The following is an 18,879-nucleotide window of genomic DNA, read 5'->3' as shown; positions in this document are numbered from 1 at the left end:
TCAAATGCTCAGATACCGACTTTTTGCAAAGTGTAATGACGATATTCTGACACCTGATCTTTGAGTAAGATTAAAAGATCAGGTCTGGAGGAGGCTACTCCCCTTGTTCAACTTAATTTTTTTTTGGATTTCATCCAAATGTAGCTGAAGAATCGCATATTTATGTGAATTGTGCAAATTTTATCTATTCCAAATATTTTAAAATAATCTACTTTTAACGTATTCTGGTTTCAGTCAAATAAAAAGTGAGGACTAGCGATGCAGTTTCAACACCACGATAATGGCCAACAAGGTGAATTTTTTACTTTGAATGATGCAGGTCAACGAATTGCGGAAATCACTTATATCTGGACTGGTGAGCATAAAATTATCGCCAACCATACTTGGGTGGATGATTGTTTGCGTGGCCAAGGCGTAGCACGAAAATTGCTAGATGTTTTAGTTGAATTTGCCCGTCAAAAACGATTGAAAATTGTGCCCACCTGTTCTTATGTCGATGTGATATTTAAACGTGATCAGAGTTTGGCAGACGTTGTCGCCTAAGTTTATAAAGTGATTTAAAAAGCCCAATTTTTTGGGCTTTTTATGTTTTGAACCTACTGATCCAGATCAATAATGACTTTCATGGCCTTCTGGTCTGCGGCATGTTTAAACACATCATAAGCTTTCTCAAATTCAGCAAATTTAAAATGATGTGATGCCAGTTTTTCCATAGGCAATTTTCCGGAACAGCAGGTTTTGAGGAGCATGTCTGTAGTATTGGCATTCACCAGACCCGTGGTAATGGTCAAGTTTTTAATCCATAACTTATTGATTTCAAAATTGACCGACTTGCCATGGACCCCCACATTGGCCAGATGCCCGCCTTCTTTCACCACATTTTGACAAATATTCCAGGTGGGTTCTGCACCTACGGCTTCAATGGCGCAATCTACGCCCCCTACCCTCGGTAATGTCCAAAATGCGCTGAATGGCATCTTCTTGAGCTGAATTGATGGTATGGGTTGCACCCAATTCCTTGGCCAGTGCCAAACGGTGATCATCCGTATCGACTGCAATAATGACAGAAGGCGAATAGAATTGTGAGGTCAGCACGCAACCCATCCCGATTGGTCCTGTGCCGATAATGGCAATACTATCACCGGGTTTCACATTGCCATATCGCACGCCAATTTCATGTGAAGTTGGCAGTACATCGGATAAAAACACCGCGACATCTTCATTTAAGCCTTCAGGTAAAAGGTAAAGCGAAGTGTCGGCAAAAGGAGTCCGTACATATTCCGCATGAGCACCATCGATCATGTAGCCCATAATCCAGCCTCCGCCATTCTGGCAGTGGGAATACAGTTGCTTTTGACAGTTCTCACAGATACCGCAGTGGCTAATACAGGAGATAATGACTCGATCGCCTTTCTTGAATTTTTTGACTGCGGAACCGACTTCTTCAACAATACCGATACCTTCATGACCTAAAATACGGCCATTAAACTGTCCGGTTAGGGTCTTGGCATGTTCCTGTATTTCAGGGTTTTTACCTTTCCAGATGCCTAAATCGGTACCGCAAATGGTGGTTTTGGTGACTCGGATCACAGCATCATCGGGATTAATAATTTGGGGAATGGGGCGCTCTTCAAAGCGGATATCATTTTCGCCGTAATAGACCATTGCTTTCATTGTTGTCATCAGCTTATTCCTTTGTTATTTCATCTCTTTCACACTATCAAATTAATCTCCTCTTTAAAAAAATTAAAGCAGAATATTTAATTAGAGGAACACTGAATGATGATAGGAAGAAAGAAGTTAATCAGATGCCCTGCCGTATTTATAGGACGTTGAAGTATTGAGCATGAATACGCAGAGTTTGTATATCTAAGCTAGCAATAGTAGTTGACAAAGTCATTACTCAGACAGCTTTGCTTACAGAATGATGTGATTTCAACAAAGCCTGAAATTGTGGGCTTACAGCAATAGGTTTAGCCTGATCGGCGTTCATAAAATGTCAGGAAAGATTGGACAGATTTTGCCTGTTCTATCTGACTGATCAATCTCTTAAAACAGATTTATAGGGTTTGGACTTTAACTGGTATTTTTTACGGGACTGGACCAGGTGAGTCAGGGTGACGCCCAGCAAGGCTGTCATCAGCATCATTTCAAGCATTTTATACTGTTCGAGCCAGAAAAAAGGCAATGCTAAAATAACCAGACTGACCATTAAATAAAAATGCTGATGTACCCAAAATTTAAGCGAGATTCCCAACAGGCAAGATGAAATTGCGATATTCAGCATTTCTTCCACACCGAAGCGGTGTAACACAATAATAAAGCTTAAATAAAGGCACAATAATCCAGTCATGATAAAAACTTTTTTTAACATGCTTATCTCCTGATTTTAGAAAATTGTTTATTTTTTATTTGTTTAACTTTAAGTTAATAGCATCTCATTGAAAAATTAAGCCGTCCTGATCAAATGAGCATGTAAGAATAAAATTACATTTGATTAAAAAACAATCAATTATGGTATGGGCTTAGGATATTGAGCCGTGAAAGAAAACGGCCGATTACCAAGTTGCATAAGTCAAAATAGGAATTTTTATGCTGATTCAATTATGTTATGCCAGTAGTCGTGTTGAATCCGGCAATGATCTATTACAGGATTTAAGCGATATTTTAGCGACGGCACGATCTTTTAATCAGGCACATGATATTTATGGCGTGCTTTATTATGCTGAAGGCATTTATTTTCAATGTCTTGAAGGTGAAAAACAGCAGCTGGAAGGCTTATTTTCAAAGATCAGTCAGGATGCTCGCCATCATCAGATCCACCGTTTTCCAGATCATGCCATTGAAGAAATTCACTTCAAGCAATGGTCGATGAAATACGTCAATCAGCATGGAAAAATCACCACCCTGTTCAAGAAAATGGGTTTAGATAAATTCTTGCCCCATCAATTGAATCATCAGCAAATCAACCAGTTTCTAGATTTACTGTTAAGAATGGAAGAAAGCGGACATACCACAAAAGCCAAAGTCGGCATCAAAAACCGCGGCTATCAAAATTATTTTTAAAAAAAAAAGCCCACATGATGTGGGCTTTGAATATTCAACCTCTACGCTTTTAACGCACTAATCAGTTTCTGGTGTAAGCCGCCAAAACCGCCATTTGACATAATCACTACAGCATCGCCCTCGCCTGCTTCTGTGGTCACCGTTTGAATAATGTCATCCAGCGAACGTGCCACCACGGCTTTGTTCGGTGCAGCGTCAATCACGGGCTGTAGATCCCAGTCCAGCCCTTCCGGTTGATACCAGATCACTTCATCGGCCAAACGTGCCGAGTGCGCCAGGCCCTCTTTATGGCTACCCATACGCATGGTATTGGAACGCGGTTCAATAATGGCCCAAAGTTTACGTTCACCCAGGCGTTTGCGTGCGCCGTCCAACGTGGTTTCAATCGCGGTTGGGTGATGGGCAAAGTCATCATACACTTCAATCCCCTTCACCGTATCCAGCAATTCCATACGGCGTTTGACACCCCCAAAATTTGAAAGTGCTTCACATGCCGTTTCAATGGATACACCGACATGTTCAGCTGCGGCAATGGTCGCCAAGGCATTGGCCACACTGTGCTGCCCGGTCATATTCCATTTCACGATACCTTTAACTACGCCGTTTTCCAGCACTTTAAAGTGCGAGCCATCTGCGGACAGTTGCTCGGCAGAAAGTGATGCTTTCTCATTGGCATCCAATGAAGTGCGAACCACAGGGGTCCAGCAACCCATGTCCAGAACTTCATCAATATTGGTTTCAGTAATTGGGGCAATAATGCGGCCTTCACTTGGAATAGTGCGGACCAAATGATGGAATTGTTTTTGAATCGCCGCCAGATCATCAAAGATATCGGCATGGTCAAATTCAAGGTTATTTAAAATTGCGGTTTTAGGATGATAATGTACAAACTTGGAACGCTTGTCGAAGAAGGCAGAATCATATTCATCGGCTTCTACACAGAAATATTTACCGCCACCTAAGCGTGCACTTTCACTAAAACCCAAAGGTACGCCACCAATCAGGAAACCCGGGTTTAAACCGGCCTGATCCAGTACCCAAGCCAGCATGGTCGTCGTTGTGGTTTTACCATGGGTTCCTGCAACACCCAGCACATGTTTGCCTTGTAAAACATGATCGGCTAAAAATTGCGGACCTGAAATATACGGTAAACCCTCATTTAACATATATTCCACAGCATCAATGCCACGCTTCATGGCATTACCGACGATGACCAGATCCGGATGCGGCTGCAAATGACTGCGGTCATAACCCTGCATCAAGCTGATGCCTGCATTTTCCAGTTGTGTCGACATGGGTGGATAGACGTTTGCATCTGAACCCGTCACCTTATGTCCCAAATCACGTGCCAAGAGTGCCAGCGAGCCCATAAAGGTGCCACAAATACCCAAAATATGCAGATGCATGCGTTTTAACTCCACTGCTTTTTAGACACATCACGTTGTTGTTGGTGGTGTTGTCATGATTTATTCAATTTGAAAGCAACGATATCAAGGGTTTTGCGGAAAAGATAGTCTTTCTTGTATCTATTCCCGGCATTACATCCAGTAGTTTAGGAGGCTTTGGGATCGGGATTTCTCCGAGCTAAAATCAGTCAGGAAATCACATGCTTTTTTATGGTAAAAACGTAAAATATTTGCAGTTATTCCAGATGAACTGACTATGTACTTTGCCCTGCTGCTTTTAATTATTTCCAACTGCTTTATGACTTTGGCCTGGTATGGTCATCTTAAATTTTTACATGGGGCGCCAATCTGGCAAGCAATTTTATTTGGCTGGGTGATTGCCCTGCTTGAATATAGCTTTATGATTCCGGCCACTCGCCTGCTTGCCCAACAAGGCTGGGCCGTGGGACAAATGAAGATTACCCAGGAAGTGGTGACCTTGCTGGTGTTTGTGCCTTTTATGATTTTTCTGTTTAAACAGCCTTTTAAACTGGATTATGTGTGGGCAGGTCTCTGTTTGGTGGGCTGTATTTATTTTGTATTCCGTAGCCAGTAAATTGGCCACTGCCCTATTTTCAGCGATTTCTATAAAAAAAATGAAAATATCCGCCTGCTTGTGCTGTTAAATTTTGGTGAGATGAAAAATCAGTCTATAATATCGGGCTTGTGATTCATTTAAAACTTGGCTCTTGTCGAGATTTATCCTTCCTTACATTCGTTTATGGAACATTTGCAATGAATGCGGCTGCTGCAGACACTCAACCTCTCGTTGGAATTATCATGGGTTCCCAATCTGACTGGGCAACTCTGGAACACACTGCCAATATGCTGAAACAGCTTGGCGTCCCATTTGAAGCGGAAGTTGTTTCTGCACACCGTACTCCAGACCGTTTATTTGAATATGCGGAAACAGCGCGTGAGCGTGGCATTCAGGTAATTATTGCTGGTGCTGGCGGTGCAGCGCATCTTCCAGGTATGTGTGCGGCAAAAACCGATTTACCTGTTCTGGGTGTACCGGTGAAATCTTCAATCCTCAACGGTGTAGATTCATTGCTTTCGATCGTGCAAATGCCAGCCGGTATTGCAGTGGGTACCTTGGCAATTGGTCCTGCCGGTGCAACCAATGCCGCCATTATGGCAGCACAGATTTTAGGTCTGACACGTCCTGACATTGCCAAAAATGTTGCTGAATTCCGCGCTGCGCAAACTGAAAAAGTGGCAAGCAAAAATATTCCAGGCCAAAACTAAAGCCAAGCTTAAAACGGGACACATGTTATGGATAAAACCATCGGTATTTTTGGTGGTGGTCAACTCGGCCGTATGATGGCGCAAGCTGCTCTACCGCTGAATATTCAATGCACCTTCTTTGAAGCCAATACAGATTGCCCTTCTGCAGCTTTGGGCCAGGTCATCTCAAGTCAAGCTGAAAATGGTCTGCAAGATTTCATTCACAGTGCAGATGTGTTCAGCCTGGAATTTGAAAATACCCCACTGGAAGATGTGGATGTTTTAACCCAGCAAAAACAATTGCATCCGCCACGTCAGGCTCTGGCAATTGCCCAGCATCGTCTGTCTGAAAAAGCCTTGTTTGATGAGCTGGAGATTCCGGTAGCGCCCTATAAAGCGGTTACTTCACTTGAGAGCTTGCAGGCTGCTGTGGCAGAACTTGGTTTACCCATCGTTTTGAAAACCTCACGTGGTGGTTATGACGGTAAAGGTCAGTTTGTGCTGCGTACAGCCGATCAGATTGATCAGGCTTGGGCAGAACTTGGTCCTGCCGGTGAACTCATTGCAGAAAGTTTTGTGACTTTCTCACGTGAAGTTTCAATTATTGCGGTACGTGGCCAAAATGGTGATGTGAAAACCTGGCCATTGGCTGAAAACCATCACTACAACGGCATTTTGTCGCATTCGATTGTACCGGCACCCAACAGCGCCGATTTACAGCCGGTTGCACAAGACTACATCACTCGCCTGCTCAATCATTTGAATTATGTCGGTGTATTGACGCTAGAGCTGTTTGTCACTGACAAAGGCTTGTATGCCAACGAGATGGCACCACGCGTGCATAACTCGGGTCACTGGTCAATTGAAGGTGCTGTTTGCTCGCAGTTTGAAAACCACATTCGTGCGGTGGCTGGCTTGCCATTGGGTTCAACTGAAGTGGTTCGCCCAACGGTAATGATCAATATTATTGGTCAACATCCTAAGTCTGAAGATGTCTTGGCTTTAAATGGTGCTCATTTGCACCTTTACAACAAGACTGAGCGTGAAGGCCGTAAGATTGGCCATATCACCCTGATGCCAAATGACAGTGCTGATCTGACTGCATTATGCCGCGCATTGGCGAAAATTTTGCCGAATCCACTGGCACTTAGCGAAGATATGAGCATTTAAACCCAAGTTTGAATGATAAAAAAGCGGTCATGCCAACGATCGCTTTTTTTATGCCTGCAGTTCGGGCATGATTGCGCCTCTTTTCGAGGAAGATGCCATTTATCGGAACAAGGTAAAAATAATTGTATGTTATTTGTACAATGATTTATAAATAGACTTAATAAAAAACAAACAAATAGAATGGCTCTGTATTTCAGTTTTATTGTTGTAAAACAATGCAGAAATTTTTAAATTCAAAAGATAAAAATAAATTCAAAAATATGAATTTAAATTTAAACTCGCACATTTGAATTTAAAAAAATATGAATTCAAATGGTTTGAGGGGAAATGAATTTAAACTTTTAAATTTGAAAAATAGGAGTTTGAATTTAAAGTATTCGCTTTCTAAAACTATAAAAATAGCTGGAATTAACTTATCCACAAGTCATTTGAATTTAAAATTTTGCTTTAAATTTAAAATAATAAATTTAAATTCATATTTGCCTGTGTTTTGAATTTAAAAATCTAAAAATAAAGCCTGTGGATAAAATTTTTAAATTCAAAAGTGAAATATGAATTTAAAATGAAGAAAATGAATTTAAATTTACGATTTGATTCAGAAACGATGTGCTGATGGTGGTATGGTAAAAGCATAATTTAAATTCAAAGATCGTAAAGGATACTATGCAGCGCTTAGCTTTCGTTTTAGGTTCAGTTTTCCTTGCCATGACTCAAGCCAATGCTGAGCTGATTATTAATGGTCAACCTGTCACAGTCACTTCCACGACACCTTCAAATCAAATTTTGACTCCACGAAATAATTTTCAGCAATGTATTGCTAATTTACGTACTCAGGCCATGAATTCGGGTGTGAGTGGTTCTACCTATGATCGCTATACCCAAAATTTAGTGCCCGATTATTCCGTGATTGATAAATTGAATTATCAGCCTGAATTTTCGACTCCGATTTGGGACTATTTATCCGGTCTGGTGGATGAAGAGCGAGTACAGTTGGGACAACAAAAATTAGCCCAGCACCGTGATGTGTTGAATCGTGTTGCAGCCACTTATGGGGTGCCGGCTGAAACAGTGGTCGCCGTTTGGGGTGTGGAAAGTAACTTTGGCGATATTTCTGGAAGTTATCCTTTATTGCAGGCTTTGGGTACTTTAAGTTGTGAAGGGCGTCGGCAAGGTTTTTTTCGTGGCGAATTCTTTAGCACCATGCGAATTTTACAACGCGGTGACTTAAGCGAGCAGCAAATGAAAGGCTCCTGGGCGGGAGCATTTGGCCATACCCAGTTTATGCCCTCCACCTATGAAGAGCTGGCGGTGGATTTTGATGGCGATGGTCGTCGTGATCTGGTGTCCAGTACCACCGATGCCTTGGCATCTACTGCAAATTTTCTGAAAAAACGCGGTTGGCAAACCGGCATGCCTTGGGGTTTTGAAGTTAAAATCCCTGATGGCATGTCCATTACCGGGGAAAGCCGTCGCAATAAAAAGGCTTTAAGCAGCTGGGTGAGTCGTGGTGTGGTGCGTGCGGATGGTACAGCGCTCATTCAGGGTAATTTAAGCGAGTCATCTGCTGCGGGCCTTATGGCACCTGCAGGTGCAAATGGGCCGGTATTTTTAGTCTTCAAGAACTTTGATGCTATATATAGTTATAACGCGGCGGAAAGTTATGCCTTGGCGATTGCACATTTGTCAGACCGTTTACAAGGTCAAGGCGGTTTTAGTAAAGCTTGGCCTACCGATGATGCAGGAACCTCACGTGCAGAACGTCGTGAAATTCAGCAGTTCCTGATCAATCGCGGTTATGACATTGGCAGCGTAGATGGCCTGATTGGGGATAAAACCCGTCAAGCGATCTGTCAGGAGCAGATTCGTTTGGGTCTTAGTCCAACCGGACGGGCCGGACAACAGATTTTGAATGCTTTTCGTCAGGAAAATGCCAAAAATCTGATGAGGTAACTGATCCTGTAAAGTATAGAACTACTAGGGTCTGTTGACATTTGCTGTTTAAAAAAATAGCGAGAAAGTAAAATTCAATCGCCAAACCAAATTCACTTCTCGCTATGCCTCGAACTATGCTGAATGATCAACACTGGTCTAAGATGAAATCTATTCTCCTTAATTTCCGTATTTATCTCAAACAGAATCTAAGATTATTTTTTGAAGCGATTCTTTATAGAATTCGAACAGGCTGTCCTTGGCGTGATTTACCTGAATATTTTGGTAATTCTAATTCGATTTTTAAGAAATTTAGTCGTTGGTCAAAAAAATCTAAGTTATTAAAAATATTTGAATTAATGTCTAATTCTGCTGACTTAGAGTGGGTATTTATTGATGCTACATTTGCTCGGGCTCATCAGCATGCAACTGGCATACAAGATCAATCCATTTCAAAAAGCATTGGTGGAAACAGCTCAAAAATACATTTGGCCGTAGATGCTCATGGGAATCCGATTAAATTTATAGTGAGCGATGGGACAAAACATGATGTAAAAATTGCACCCAACCTAGTTGATTCATTAGATTTGGAATCGACAGAGATTTTATGTGCTGATAAGGGATATGACTCTGAAAAATTGAGAGAAAAAATTATCGAAACAGATACTAAAGCGAATATCCCAAGGAAATCTAACACTAAATCTGATAATGATCACATGGATTGGCATTTATATAAAATCAGGCACTTAGTAGAAAATGCCTTCTGTAGGCTAAAACATTTTAGAGGGATTGCCACACGATATGACAAGCTAAAGCAAAACTATGAAAGTTCAGTTGCCTTAGCCTGTATATTTATTTGGTTACCATTATGAAATGTCAACAGACCCTAACCGTATAGAGATAAAAAGGTCTGCTTGATGCAGACCTTTTCTATGCTGAAGCTTTGAAACAAAAAATGTTTAGACTGCGGTAATACTGCCTAAAATACGATAGCCCGCTGCACCCGTAACTGCAGGCAGATTCCCGCTTTGCTGATTCACAAAACGCATCGCCAGCCATGCAAAAGCAGTGGCTTCCACCCAGGTTGGGTTCAGTCCTAAATCGGCAGTGGTTTGTACTGTCCATTCGTGTTTGCGTAAACGCCAGCGCAATTGCTCAAGCAGGTTCGAGTTATAGGCTCCGCCACCGCAGACATAGACTTCACCGGTATCCATGTCAGAACGGTAAATGGCTTTTTTAATGGCACGGGTAGTGAGTTTCATTAAGGTTGCCTGAACATTTTCAGGGGTATCTTCTAGCTCGTCATATTCTAGGTCATTACGCCAGTCGAGAATCTGTTCATCCAGCCATTCCAGGTTGAAGTCTTCACGGCCGGTACTTTTCGGGGGTTCTTTGGAGAAAAATTCATGCGCCTGCAAGCGGTCCAGCAGGCTGCGAATCGGTTGTCCGTATGCTGCCCAGTTGCCATTTTCATCATAGGGTTGACCGGTATAGCGGTGACACCAGGCATCCATGAGAATGTTGGCAGGACCGGTGTCAAAACCAAAAACGGCTTCGGGTTTGCCGGCAGGCAGCATGCTGACATTGGCAATCCCGCCCAAATTCAGAATCACACGATGAATGCTGTCATGCTGAAACAGGGCTTGATGAAATGCAGGAACCAGTGGGGCACCTTGACCGCCAGCCGCCATATCGCGACGACGAAAATCTGAAATGACCTGAATTTGCGTCATTTCTGTAATGATGTTGGGATCACCGATTTGCAGGGTAAAACCGTGTTCAGGGCGGTGGCGGATGGTTTGACCATGCGAACCGATGGCTTTAATTTGGCTACGATCTAAATGGTTCTTTTCAATGAGTGTATTAATGCCCTGACCAATCATGGTGGCTAAAGCAACGTCAGCTTTGCCCATACGGTCAATTTCATTGTCGCCCGGTAGGGTGAGTGCCATCAGTTCGTCACGAAGATCGGGATCAAAAGGCAAAGTGAGGGTCGCGTGAAGCTGTAAGGGATCAAAAGAAGCAGCAACAATATCGACACCATCCATGCTTGTGCCGGTCATTACCCCAATATAGATCGCTGTCATGATTATTCTTAAGCCTGCAATGTGCTGAAAAAGTGTTAGTATATCGCACAAATTGAATAACTGATGTGTTTGGGTTTTGTGATGTCAAATTTCCTGCCGGCTGAAGAACAACTTGCCCTCATTCAACGAGGCACGCATGAAATTATTTCCGAAGAAGATCTTCTGAAGAAATTAAAAGAAAATCGTCCGCTTAAAATTAAAGCGGGTTTTGACCCAACTGCACCTGACTTGCACTTGGGTCATACGGTTCTGATTAATAAATTGAAAGTGTTCCAGGATTTGGGGCATGAAGTTTATTTCCTGATTGGCGACTACACCGCCATGATCGGCGATCCCACAGGTAAAAGCGCGACTCGTCCGCCATTGTCCCGTGAAAAAGTGTTGGAAAATGCAAAAACCTATCAAGAACAAGTATTTAAAATTCTTGATCCGGCTAAAACCAAGGTGGTATTCAACTCTGAATGGTTTGCTCAAAAAACTGCAGCTGATTTAATCCAGCTGGCTTCACAGCAGACTGTAGCGCGTATGCTGGAGCGTGATGACTTTACCAAACGCTACAACAGCCACCAACCGATTGCGATCCATGAATTTTTATATCCGTTGGTGCAAGGTTATGACTCGGTCGCATTACATGCTGACGTGGAGCTGGGGGGTACAGACCAGACCTTTAACCTGTTGATGGGGCGTACTTTGCAAGGTCGTTATGACCAGGAAGCACAAGTCTGTATTACGGTACCGATTCTTGAAGGTTTAGATGGCGTGAATAAAATGTCTAAATCTTTGGGTAACTACATTGCCGTGTTTGATGCACCGGGTGCGATGTATCAAAAAGTCCTTTCAATGCCAGACTCTCTGATCGAGCGTTATTTTGATCTGTTAAGCTTCAAGTCGATTGAAGAAATCCAGCAGCTGTTAAAAGAAGTGGCTGAAGGCCGTAATCCGCAAGAAGTGAAAAAGATTCTCGCGCTTGAACTGGTTGAGCGTTTCCACGGTGCAGAAGCTGCGGCAACTGCACATAAAGGTGCGGGTAACCTGATTACTGAAGGTGAATTGCCTGAAGGAACACCTGAGGTGACCATTTCACGTGGGGAATTTGGCGGTGAAATCTTTATTACCTCTATTTTACGTGCTGCGGGTTTAACCAAAAATGCGGCTCAAGCCAAAGATGCGATTGGTCGTGGTGCTGTTAAAGTAGATTGGAATGTGGTTGATGCTAATTTTTCTGTGAAAGAGAACGTGACTTTGATCGTTCAAGCCAGTAAAAAAGCAATTGCAAAAGTAACTTTTATTGATTAAGCATGTGCTAAGCCATTGAAATAAAAGCAGGCTTTATCCTGCTTTTATTTTTTGTACCGTATATGAATATTTTAAATAAATAAATTCAAAAAAAAGCTTATAAAAACAATACTTAAATTTTTCCAATTGTCTTGATTTTGTCATATTTTATGTTTAAGATTTATTCATCTAGACATTGTGTAGAAAACATATCTAGAGGGTAACTCTATAAGAAAAGCTCCACAATTTTTAAGTCTCTTCCCCCGGAGACTTTTTTAAATTTTTGTAGATAACTATAATAATGACACGATGGATCGAATAAAGATTCAACTCCAAGGAAGAGATTTTGGGAGAGATCTCTTCCTTTTTTATTTCCAAATTTTCGTTATTTCCTTTGACTTTATATTCAATTGCTGCATTTTTCATTTATTTAAAATACAGGTTAGACTGCAGTGTAAGTGTTGAAATTGAATCACCTTATCAGCATGCTCATGATATGAGGTCTCAAAGAAGATCTATAAAAGTTATAAAAAGAGGATAAGTATTATTTATGTACCATTATCAGACTCAAAATATTTTTGACCAGGAAATTGATTTCATTTTACGTTTCCTTTTCGAATACGATTCGCCTGAACAGAAACGACAATCCTTTGCCCAAGCACAAGCCCTGTTTCAGCAATTAGATCTTGCATCACACTATCTTCTGTTTTCTTTGGTCAAAGAACGATTACCACGTCGGGCTAAATTGTTATTTGCTGCTGAAGACTATAGTGGCAAGAAAGAAGTGATTATGGAAGTAATGCGGCACTGGGTGGGGTGTAACTCTCAGGAACATGCGGCTTAATGAGTGTTTATATTCTTGTCCGGTATGCTGTAAATATCGAGTTTATTTGTAAGGGAGATAAAGCTATCACGAAATAGCTCGATACTTTCTAACTAAAAAGTTTAGATGGATAGGGAAAGTAAATATAAAAATATTCAGTAGACGTCAAATCGGGTGTGCGATCTATAAGTCTGATAGAAAAGTAGGAAATATTGCTCATCTTGTTTAGAGAATTTAGAAAAATTTTGCAGATCGAGATTCATTTTTTAGCTCTTATGTATTTTTTATGATTTTTTGATAGCTATCAGGTCTTAAAAAATCCAGCTATTTATATTTGAAAAGCAATGAATATGGTATTTTTTTGATAAAAATGCTCAAAATTTAGATAAAAAAGTGATTTTTTAATAAAATTCGTAGAAAAAAGATACATACGTGAAAAATATAGTGAATTGGGGGTTGCAATGATTCTGAAATCCTCTAGAATGCACCCCATACCGACGAGATAGACGGAAACGAACGAAGCGCGAAGCGTTGAGTTGTTAAGTTTATTGAATCCAGCTTCTGGCACTGACGAGGTGTTGGAAAGATCATTAAGAGATTATGAAGAACAACTTGTGTGGATTTTTACTGGTTGATTGATCGAAATTATTTTCATTGATTGATGGTAGAAATTACTCGAAGTTTATTTGAGCAAATTTTTTGTCAGAAAATTGATGAGCCAAGATTTGTAGCCATAAGCTACTAATGATTTTAAACTGAAGAGTTTGATCATGGCTCAGATTGAACGCTGGCGGCAGGCTTAACACATGCAAGTCGAGCGGGGGAGGTTGCTTCGGTAACTGACCTAGCGGCGGACGGGTGAGTAATGCTTAGGAATCTGCCTATTAGTGGGGGACAACATCTCGAAAGGGATGCTAATACCGCATACGTCCTACGGGAGAAAGCAGGGGACCTTCGGGCCTTGCGCTAATAGATGAGCCTAAGTCGGATTAGCTAGTTGGTGGGGTAAAGGCCTACCAAGGCGACGATCTGTAGCGGGTCTGAGAGGATGATCCGCCACACTGGGACTGAGACACGGCCCAGACTCCTACGGGAGGCAGCAGTGGGGAATATTGGACAATGGGGGGAACCCTGATCCAGCCATGCCGCGTGTGTGAAGAAGGCCTTTTGGTTGTAAAGCACTTTAAGCGAGGAGGAGGCTACTGGTATTAATACTACCGGATAGTGGACGTTACTCGCAGAATAAGCACCGGCTAACTCTGTGCCAGCAGCCGCGGTAATACAGAGGGTGCGAGCGTTAATCGGATTTACTGGGCGTAAAGCGTGCGTAGGCGGCTTTTTAAGTCGGATGTGAAATCCCTGAGCTTAACTTAGGAATTGCATTCGATACTGGGAGGCTAGAGTATGGGAGAGGATGGTAGAATTCCAGGTGTAGCGGTGAAATGCGTAGAGATCTGGAGGAATACCGATGGCGAAGGCAGCCATCTGGCCTAATACTGACGCTGAGGTACGAAAGCATGGGGAGCAAACAGGATTAGATACCCTGGTAGTCCATGCCGTAAACGATGTCTACTAGCCGTTGGGGCCTTTGAGGCTTTAGTGGCGCAGCTAACGCGATAAGTAGACCGCCTGGGGAGTACGGTCGCAAGACTAAAACTCAAATGAATTGACGGGGGCCCGCACAAGCGGTGGAGCATGTGGTTTAATTCGATGCAACGCGAAGAACCTTACCTGGTCTTGACATACAGAGAACTTTCCAGAGATGGATTGGTGCCTTCGGGAACTCTGATACAGGTGCTGCATGGCTGTCGTCAGCTCGTGTCGTGAGATGTTGGGTTAAGTCCCGCAACGAGCGCAACCCTTTTCCTTACTTGCCATCGGGTCATGCCGGGAACTTTAAGGATACTGCCAGTGACAAACTGGAGGAAGGCGGGGACGACGTCAAGTCATCATGGCCCTTACGACCAGGGCTACACACGTGCTACAATGGTCGGTACAAAGGGTTGCTACCTAGCGATAGGATGCTAATCTCAAAAAGCCGATCGTAGTCCGGATTGGAGTCTGCAACTCGACTCCATGAAGTCGGAATCGCTAGTAATCGCGGATCAGAATGCCGCGGTGAATACGTTCCCGGGCCTTGTACACACCGCCCGTCACACCATGGGAGTTTGTTGCACCAGAAGTAGGTAGTCTAACCGCAAGGAGGACGCTTACCACGGTGTGGCCGATGACTGGGGTGAAGTCGTAACAAGGTAGCCGTAGGGGAACCTGCGGCTGGATCACCTCCTTAACGAAAGATTGACGATTGGTAAGAATCCACAACAAGTTGTTCTTCATGACGATGTATCTGAGGGTCTGTAGCTCAGTTGGTTAGAGCACACGCTTGATAAGCGTGGGGTCACAAGTTCAAGTCTTGTCAGACCCACCATGACATACTCATACGATACATTGACTTATTGATAAGCTGGGGACTTAGCTTAGTTGGTAGAGCGCCTGCTTTGCACGCAGGAGGTCAGGAGTTCGACTCTCCTAGTCTCCACCATAGATTATAGAGCTTAGTAAGTTCATACTTATTAACCTCTGTGATTTATCACAGTTTACTGTGCATCGACGAGATGGCAGTTAATCATTAACAGAATATATTTGAGTTGAAATAAATTGTTCATACTCGTTTTAAGTAGGCAACTACAAGAAATGAGTTACTAGCGATTAAACTGAATCAAGCGTTTTGGTATATGAATCTAATTGAAGCTGTACAGTGATTAAGTTCACAGTGCTCTAAACTGTTATGTTGGTTGATCTGACTTGTAGGATCAAACGACTGTTTGGGGTTGTATAGTCAAGTAATTAAGTGCATGTGGTGGATGCCTTGGCAGTCAGAGGCGATGAAAGACGTAATAGCCTGCGATAAGCTCCGGGGAGGCGGCAAATATCCTGTGATCCGGAGATTTCTGAATGGGGGAACCCACTTACCATAAGGTAGGTATCATACACTGAATACATAGGTGTATGAGGCAAACGAGGGGAAGTGAAACATCTCAGTACCCTTAGGAAAAGAAATCAATTGAGATTCCCTCAGTAGCGGCGAGCGAACGGGGAAAAGCCCATTAAGTCATATCAGCTTTAGTGGAATGCTCTGGGAAGTGCAACCATAGTAGGTGATAGTCCTGTACACGAAAGGGCTTATATGATGATGTCGAGTAGGGCGAGGCACGTGAAACCTTGTCTGAATATGGGGGGACCATCCTCCAAGGCTAAATACTCCTGACTGACCGATAGTGAACCAGTACCGTGAGGGAAAGGCGAAAAGAACCCCTGTGAGGGGAGTGAAATAGATCCTGAAACCGCATGCATACAAGCAGTGGGAGCCGACTTGTTCGGTGACTGCGTACCTTTTGTATAATGGGTCAGCGACTTATATTCAGTAGCAAGGTTAACCGTATAGGGGAGCCGTAGAGAAATCGAGTCTTAATAGGGCGTTTAGTTGCTGGGTATAGACCCGAAACCGGGTGATCTATCCATGAGCAGGTTGAAGGTTAGGTAACACTGACTGGAGGACCGAACCCACTGTCGTTGAAAAGCCAGGGGATGACTTGTGGATAGGGGTGAAAGGCTAATCAAACTCGGTGATAGCTGGTTCTCCCCGAAAGCTATTTAGGTAGCGCCTCGGACGAATACCATTGGGGGTAGAGCACTGTTTCGGCTAGGGGGTCATCCCGACTTACCAAACCGATGCAAACTCCGAATACCAATGAGTACTATCCGGGAGACAGACTGCGGGTGCTAACGTCCGTAGTCAAGAGGAAAACAATCCAGACCGCCAGCTAAGGCCCCAAAATCATAGTTAAGTGGGAAACGATGTGGGAAGGCATAGACAGCTAGGAGGTTGGCTTAGAAGCAGCCACCCTTTAAAGAAAGCGTAATAGCTCACTAGTCGAGTCGGCCTGCGCGGAAGATGTAACGGGGCTAAAACTATGTGCCGAAGCTGCGGATGTATACATTGTATACGTGGTAGGGGAGCGTTCTGTAAGCCGATGAAGGTGGATTGAGAAGTCTGCTGGAGGTATCAGAAGTGCGAATGCTGACGTGAGTAACGACAAAGCGGGTGAAAAACCCGCTCGCTGAAAGACCAAGGGTTCCAGTCCAACGTTAATCGGGGCTGGGTGAGTCGACCCCTAAGGCGAGGCCGAAAGGCGTAGTCGATGGGAAATTGGTTAATATTCCAATACTTCAGTGTAATGCGATGAGAGGACGGAGAAGGTTAAGTCAGCCTGGCGTTGGTTGTCCAGGTGGAAGGAAGTAGGCATGCATCTTAGGCAAATCCGGGGTGCTCTATGCTGAGATCTGATAGCAAGCTGTACTTGTACAGTGAAGTGGCTGATACCATACTTCCAGGAAAAGTCTCTAAGCTTCAGTTACACTGGAATCGTACCCGAAACCGACACAGGTGGTCAGGTCGAGTAGACCAAAGCGCTTGAGAGAACTCTGCTGAAGGAACTAGGCAAAATGGTACCGTAACTTCGGGAGAAGGTACGCTGCTTTTGGTGATGGAACTTGCTTCCTGAGCTGAGAGCAGCCACAGAAACCAGGCCCCTGCAACTGTTTATTAAAAACATAGCACTCTGCAAACACGAAAGTGGACGTATAGGGTGTGATGCCTGCCCGGTGCTGGAAGGTTAATTGATGGGGTTAGCGTAAGCGAAGCTCTTGATCGAAGCCCCAGTAAACGGCGGCCGTAACTATAACGGTCCTAAGGTAGCGAAATTCCTTGTCGGGTAAGTTCCGACCTGCACGAATGGCATAATGATGGGGGCGCTGTCTCCAGCAGAGGCTCAGTGAAATCGAAATCGCCGTGAAGATGCGGTGTACCCGCGGCTAGACGGAAAGACCCCGTGAACCTTTACTGCAGCTTGACATTGAACTTTGATCTTACTTGTGTAGGATAGGTGGGAGGCTTTGAAATCAGGACGCCAGTTCTGATGGAGCCGTCCTTGAAATACCACCCTGGTAATATTGAGGTTCTAACTCTGTCCCGTTATCCGGGACGAGGACCATGTCTGGTGGGTAGTTTGACTGGGGCGGTCTCCTCCTAAAGAGTAACGGAGGAGTACGAAGGTGCGCTCAGCGTGGTCGGAAATCACGCGTAGAGTATAAAGGCAAAAGCGCGCTTAACTGCGAGACCCACAAGTCGAGCAGGTACGAAAGTAGGTCTTAGTGATCCGGTGGTTCTGTATGGAAGGGCCATCGCTCAACGGATAAAAGGTACTCTGGGGATAACAGGCTGATACCGCCCAAGAGTTCATATCGACGGCGGTGTTTGGCACCTCGATGTCGGCTCATCTCATCCTGGGGCTGAAGCAGGTCCCAAGGGTATGGCTGTTCGCCATTTAAAGAGGTACGCGAGCTGGGTTTAGAACGTCGTGAGACAGTTCGGTCCCTATCTACCGTGGGCGTTGGAAATTTGAGAGGATCTGCTCCTAGTACGAGAGGACCAGAGTGGACGAACCTCTGGTGTACCGGTTGTGACGCCAGTCGCATCGCCGGGTAGCTATGTTCGGAAGGGATAACCGCTGAAAGCATCTAAGCGGGAAGCCTACCTCAAGATAAGATTTCCCTAGGACTTTATGTCCTCTAAAGAGCCGTTGAAGACTACGACGTTGATAGGTTGGATGTGGAAGCATGGTGACATGTGAAGCTGACCAATACTAATTGCTCGTGAGGCTTGACTATACAACACCCAAACAGTTGTTGTATTAAAGCTTAATCGATTCATAACTGATCGAAAGAACAGTAAAATACTTGATTTAGTAAACGCTAAAGAACAAAATACGAAACTCAGATATAACCTGTTAATGAA

Annotated in this window: 14 protein-coding genes, 2 tRNA genes and 2 rRNA genes; 13 read left to right on the top strand and 5 right to left on the bottom strand. The window is 43.6% G+C overall.

From position 1 onward, the window contains the following. Positions 1-258 precede the first annotated feature (258 nt). Positions 259-543 carry a GNAT family N-acetyltransferase gene (locus tag E0H88_RS06725; RefSeq protein WP_131273569.1) on the top strand — a complete coding sequence of 95 codons (285 nt, stop codon included), beginning with the start codon at positions 259-261 and terminating at the stop codon, positions 541-543. A gap of 53 nt (positions 544-596) precedes the next feature. Here the strand turns inward: E0H88_RS06725 and E0H88_RS16210 are convergent, their stop codons facing one another. From E0H88_RS16210 to E0H88_RS06715, 3 genes are all read right to left on the bottom strand, one after another. Further along, positions 597-977, bottom strand: coding sequence for a zinc-binding dehydrogenase (locus tag E0H88_RS16210; protein WP_286364009.1), 381 nt, complete (start codon positions 975-977; stop codon positions 597-599). Next, entirely contained in the window at positions 919-1,683 is a 765-nt protein-coding gene (locus E0H88_RS06720) for an alcohol dehydrogenase catalytic domain-containing protein (RefSeq protein WP_286364008.1), read from the bottom strand. Before E0H88_RS06720 ends, E0H88_RS16210 begins: the two co-directional genes overlap by 59 nt. A 358-nt stretch (positions 1,684-2,041) precedes the next feature. Further along, positions 2,042-2,374, bottom strand: a complete 333-nt coding sequence (locus tag E0H88_RS06715) for a hypothetical protein (RefSeq protein ID WP_131273568.1) — start codon at positions 2,372-2,374, stop codon at positions 2,042-2,044. 218 nt (positions 2,375-2,592) lie between these two features. Between E0H88_RS06715 and E0H88_RS06710 the strand changes: the two genes are divergently transcribed. After that, positions 2,593-3,066: a BLUF domain-containing protein gene (locus tag E0H88_RS06710; protein WP_131273567.1), complete on the top strand. Its 474-nt coding sequence runs from the start codon at positions 2,593-2,595 to the stop codon at positions 3,064-3,066. Positions 3,067-3,107: 41 nt separating this feature from the next. Here the strand turns inward: E0H88_RS06710 and mpl are convergent, their stop codons facing one another. Continuing rightward, the gene (gene mpl / locus E0H88_RS06705; protein ID WP_131273566.1) at positions 3,108-4,472 is read right to left on the bottom strand and encodes a UDP-N-acetylmuramate:L-alanyl-gamma-D-glutamyl-meso-diaminopimelate ligase; all 1,365 of its coding nucleotides are present in this window, start codon (positions 4,470-4,472) and stop codon (positions 3,108-3,110) included. Positions 4,473-4,728: 256 nt separating this feature from the next. On the opposite strand from mpl, the gene E0H88_RS06700 reads away from it, so the two are divergent. From E0H88_RS06700 to E0H88_RS06680, 5 genes are all read left to right on the top strand, one after another. Beyond that, entirely contained in the window at positions 4,729-5,067 is a 339-nt protein-coding gene (locus E0H88_RS06700; protein WP_092820924.1) for a DMT family protein, read from the top strand. 179 nt (positions 5,068-5,246) lie between these two features. Continuing rightward, complete coding sequence (purE, locus tag E0H88_RS06695) at positions 5,247-5,759, top strand: 5-(carboxyamino)imidazole ribonucleotide mutase (RefSeq protein WP_131273565.1); 513 nt, start codon at positions 5,247-5,249, stop codon at positions 5,757-5,759. A 27-nt stretch (positions 5,760-5,786) separates the two neighbouring features. After that, entirely contained in the window at positions 5,787-6,908 is a 1,122-nt protein-coding gene (locus tag E0H88_RS06690) for a 5-(carboxyamino)imidazole ribonucleotide synthase (protein ID WP_131273564.1), read from the top strand. Positions 6,909-7,571: 663 nt separating this feature from the next. Continuing rightward, the gene (locus tag E0H88_RS06685; protein WP_131273563.1) at positions 7,572-8,858 is read left to right on the top strand and encodes a lytic murein transglycosylase; all 1,287 of its coding nucleotides are present in this window, start codon (positions 7,572-7,574) and stop codon (positions 8,856-8,858) included. Positions 8,859-8,962: 104 nt separating this feature from the next. Beyond that, positions 8,963-9,709, top strand: a complete 747-nt coding sequence (locus E0H88_RS06680) for an IS5 family transposase (RefSeq protein WP_131273562.1) — start codon at positions 8,963-8,965, stop codon at positions 9,707-9,709. An 87-nt stretch (positions 9,710-9,796) separates the two neighbouring features. Here E0H88_RS06680 and E0H88_RS06675 read toward each other — a convergent pair whose 3' ends face one another. Then, on the bottom strand, positions 9,797-10,924 hold the full coding sequence (locus tag E0H88_RS06675; protein WP_131273561.1) for an anhydro-N-acetylmuramic acid kinase: 1,128 nt from the start codon (positions 10,922-10,924) through the stop codon (positions 9,797-9,799). 63 nt (positions 10,925-10,987) lie between these two features. Here E0H88_RS06675 and tyrS point away from each other — a divergent pair, with 63 nt between their 5' ends. The 6 genes from tyrS to E0H88_RS06645 all read left to right on the top strand — a co-directional run bounded on the left by tyrS (position 10,988) and on the right by E0H88_RS06645 (position 18,752). Next, positions 10,988-12,220, top strand: coding sequence for a tyrosine--tRNA ligase (gene tyrS / locus E0H88_RS06670; protein ID WP_165493288.1), 1,233 nt, complete (start codon positions 10,988-10,990; stop codon positions 12,218-12,220). Positions 12,221-12,749: 529 nt separating this feature from the next. Continuing rightward, positions 12,750-13,043, top strand: coding sequence for a hypothetical protein (locus tag E0H88_RS06665; protein ID WP_131273560.1), 294 nt, complete (start codon positions 12,750-12,752; stop codon positions 13,041-13,043). A gap of 731 nt (positions 13,044-13,774) precedes the next feature. Then, positions 13,775-15,312, top strand: a 16S ribosomal RNA gene (locus E0H88_RS06660). A 61-nt stretch (positions 15,313-15,373) separates the two neighbouring features. After that, positions 15,374-15,450 (top strand) — tRNA-Ile (locus E0H88_RS06655). Between the two features lie 38 nt (positions 15,451-15,488). Further along, positions 15,489-15,564: transfer RNA gene (locus tag E0H88_RS06650), tRNA-Ala, on the top strand. 295 nt (positions 15,565-15,859) lie between these two features. Then, positions 15,860-18,752, top strand: a 23S ribosomal RNA gene (locus E0H88_RS06645). The 16S and 23S rRNA genes sit together here with 2 tRNA genes alongside, the layout of an rRNA operon. The last annotated feature ends 127 nt before the right edge of the window (positions 18,753-18,879 follow it).

The sequence above is a fragment of the Acinetobacter sp. ANC 4216 genome (genome assembly GCF_004331195.1).
Taxonomy (GTDB): Bacteria; Pseudomonadota; Gammaproteobacteria; order Pseudomonadales; family Moraxellaceae; genus Acinetobacter; species Acinetobacter kookii.
The sequence above is the reverse complement of the archived record's forward strand: the minus strand, read 5'-3'. Positions and strand labels throughout refer to the sequence as shown.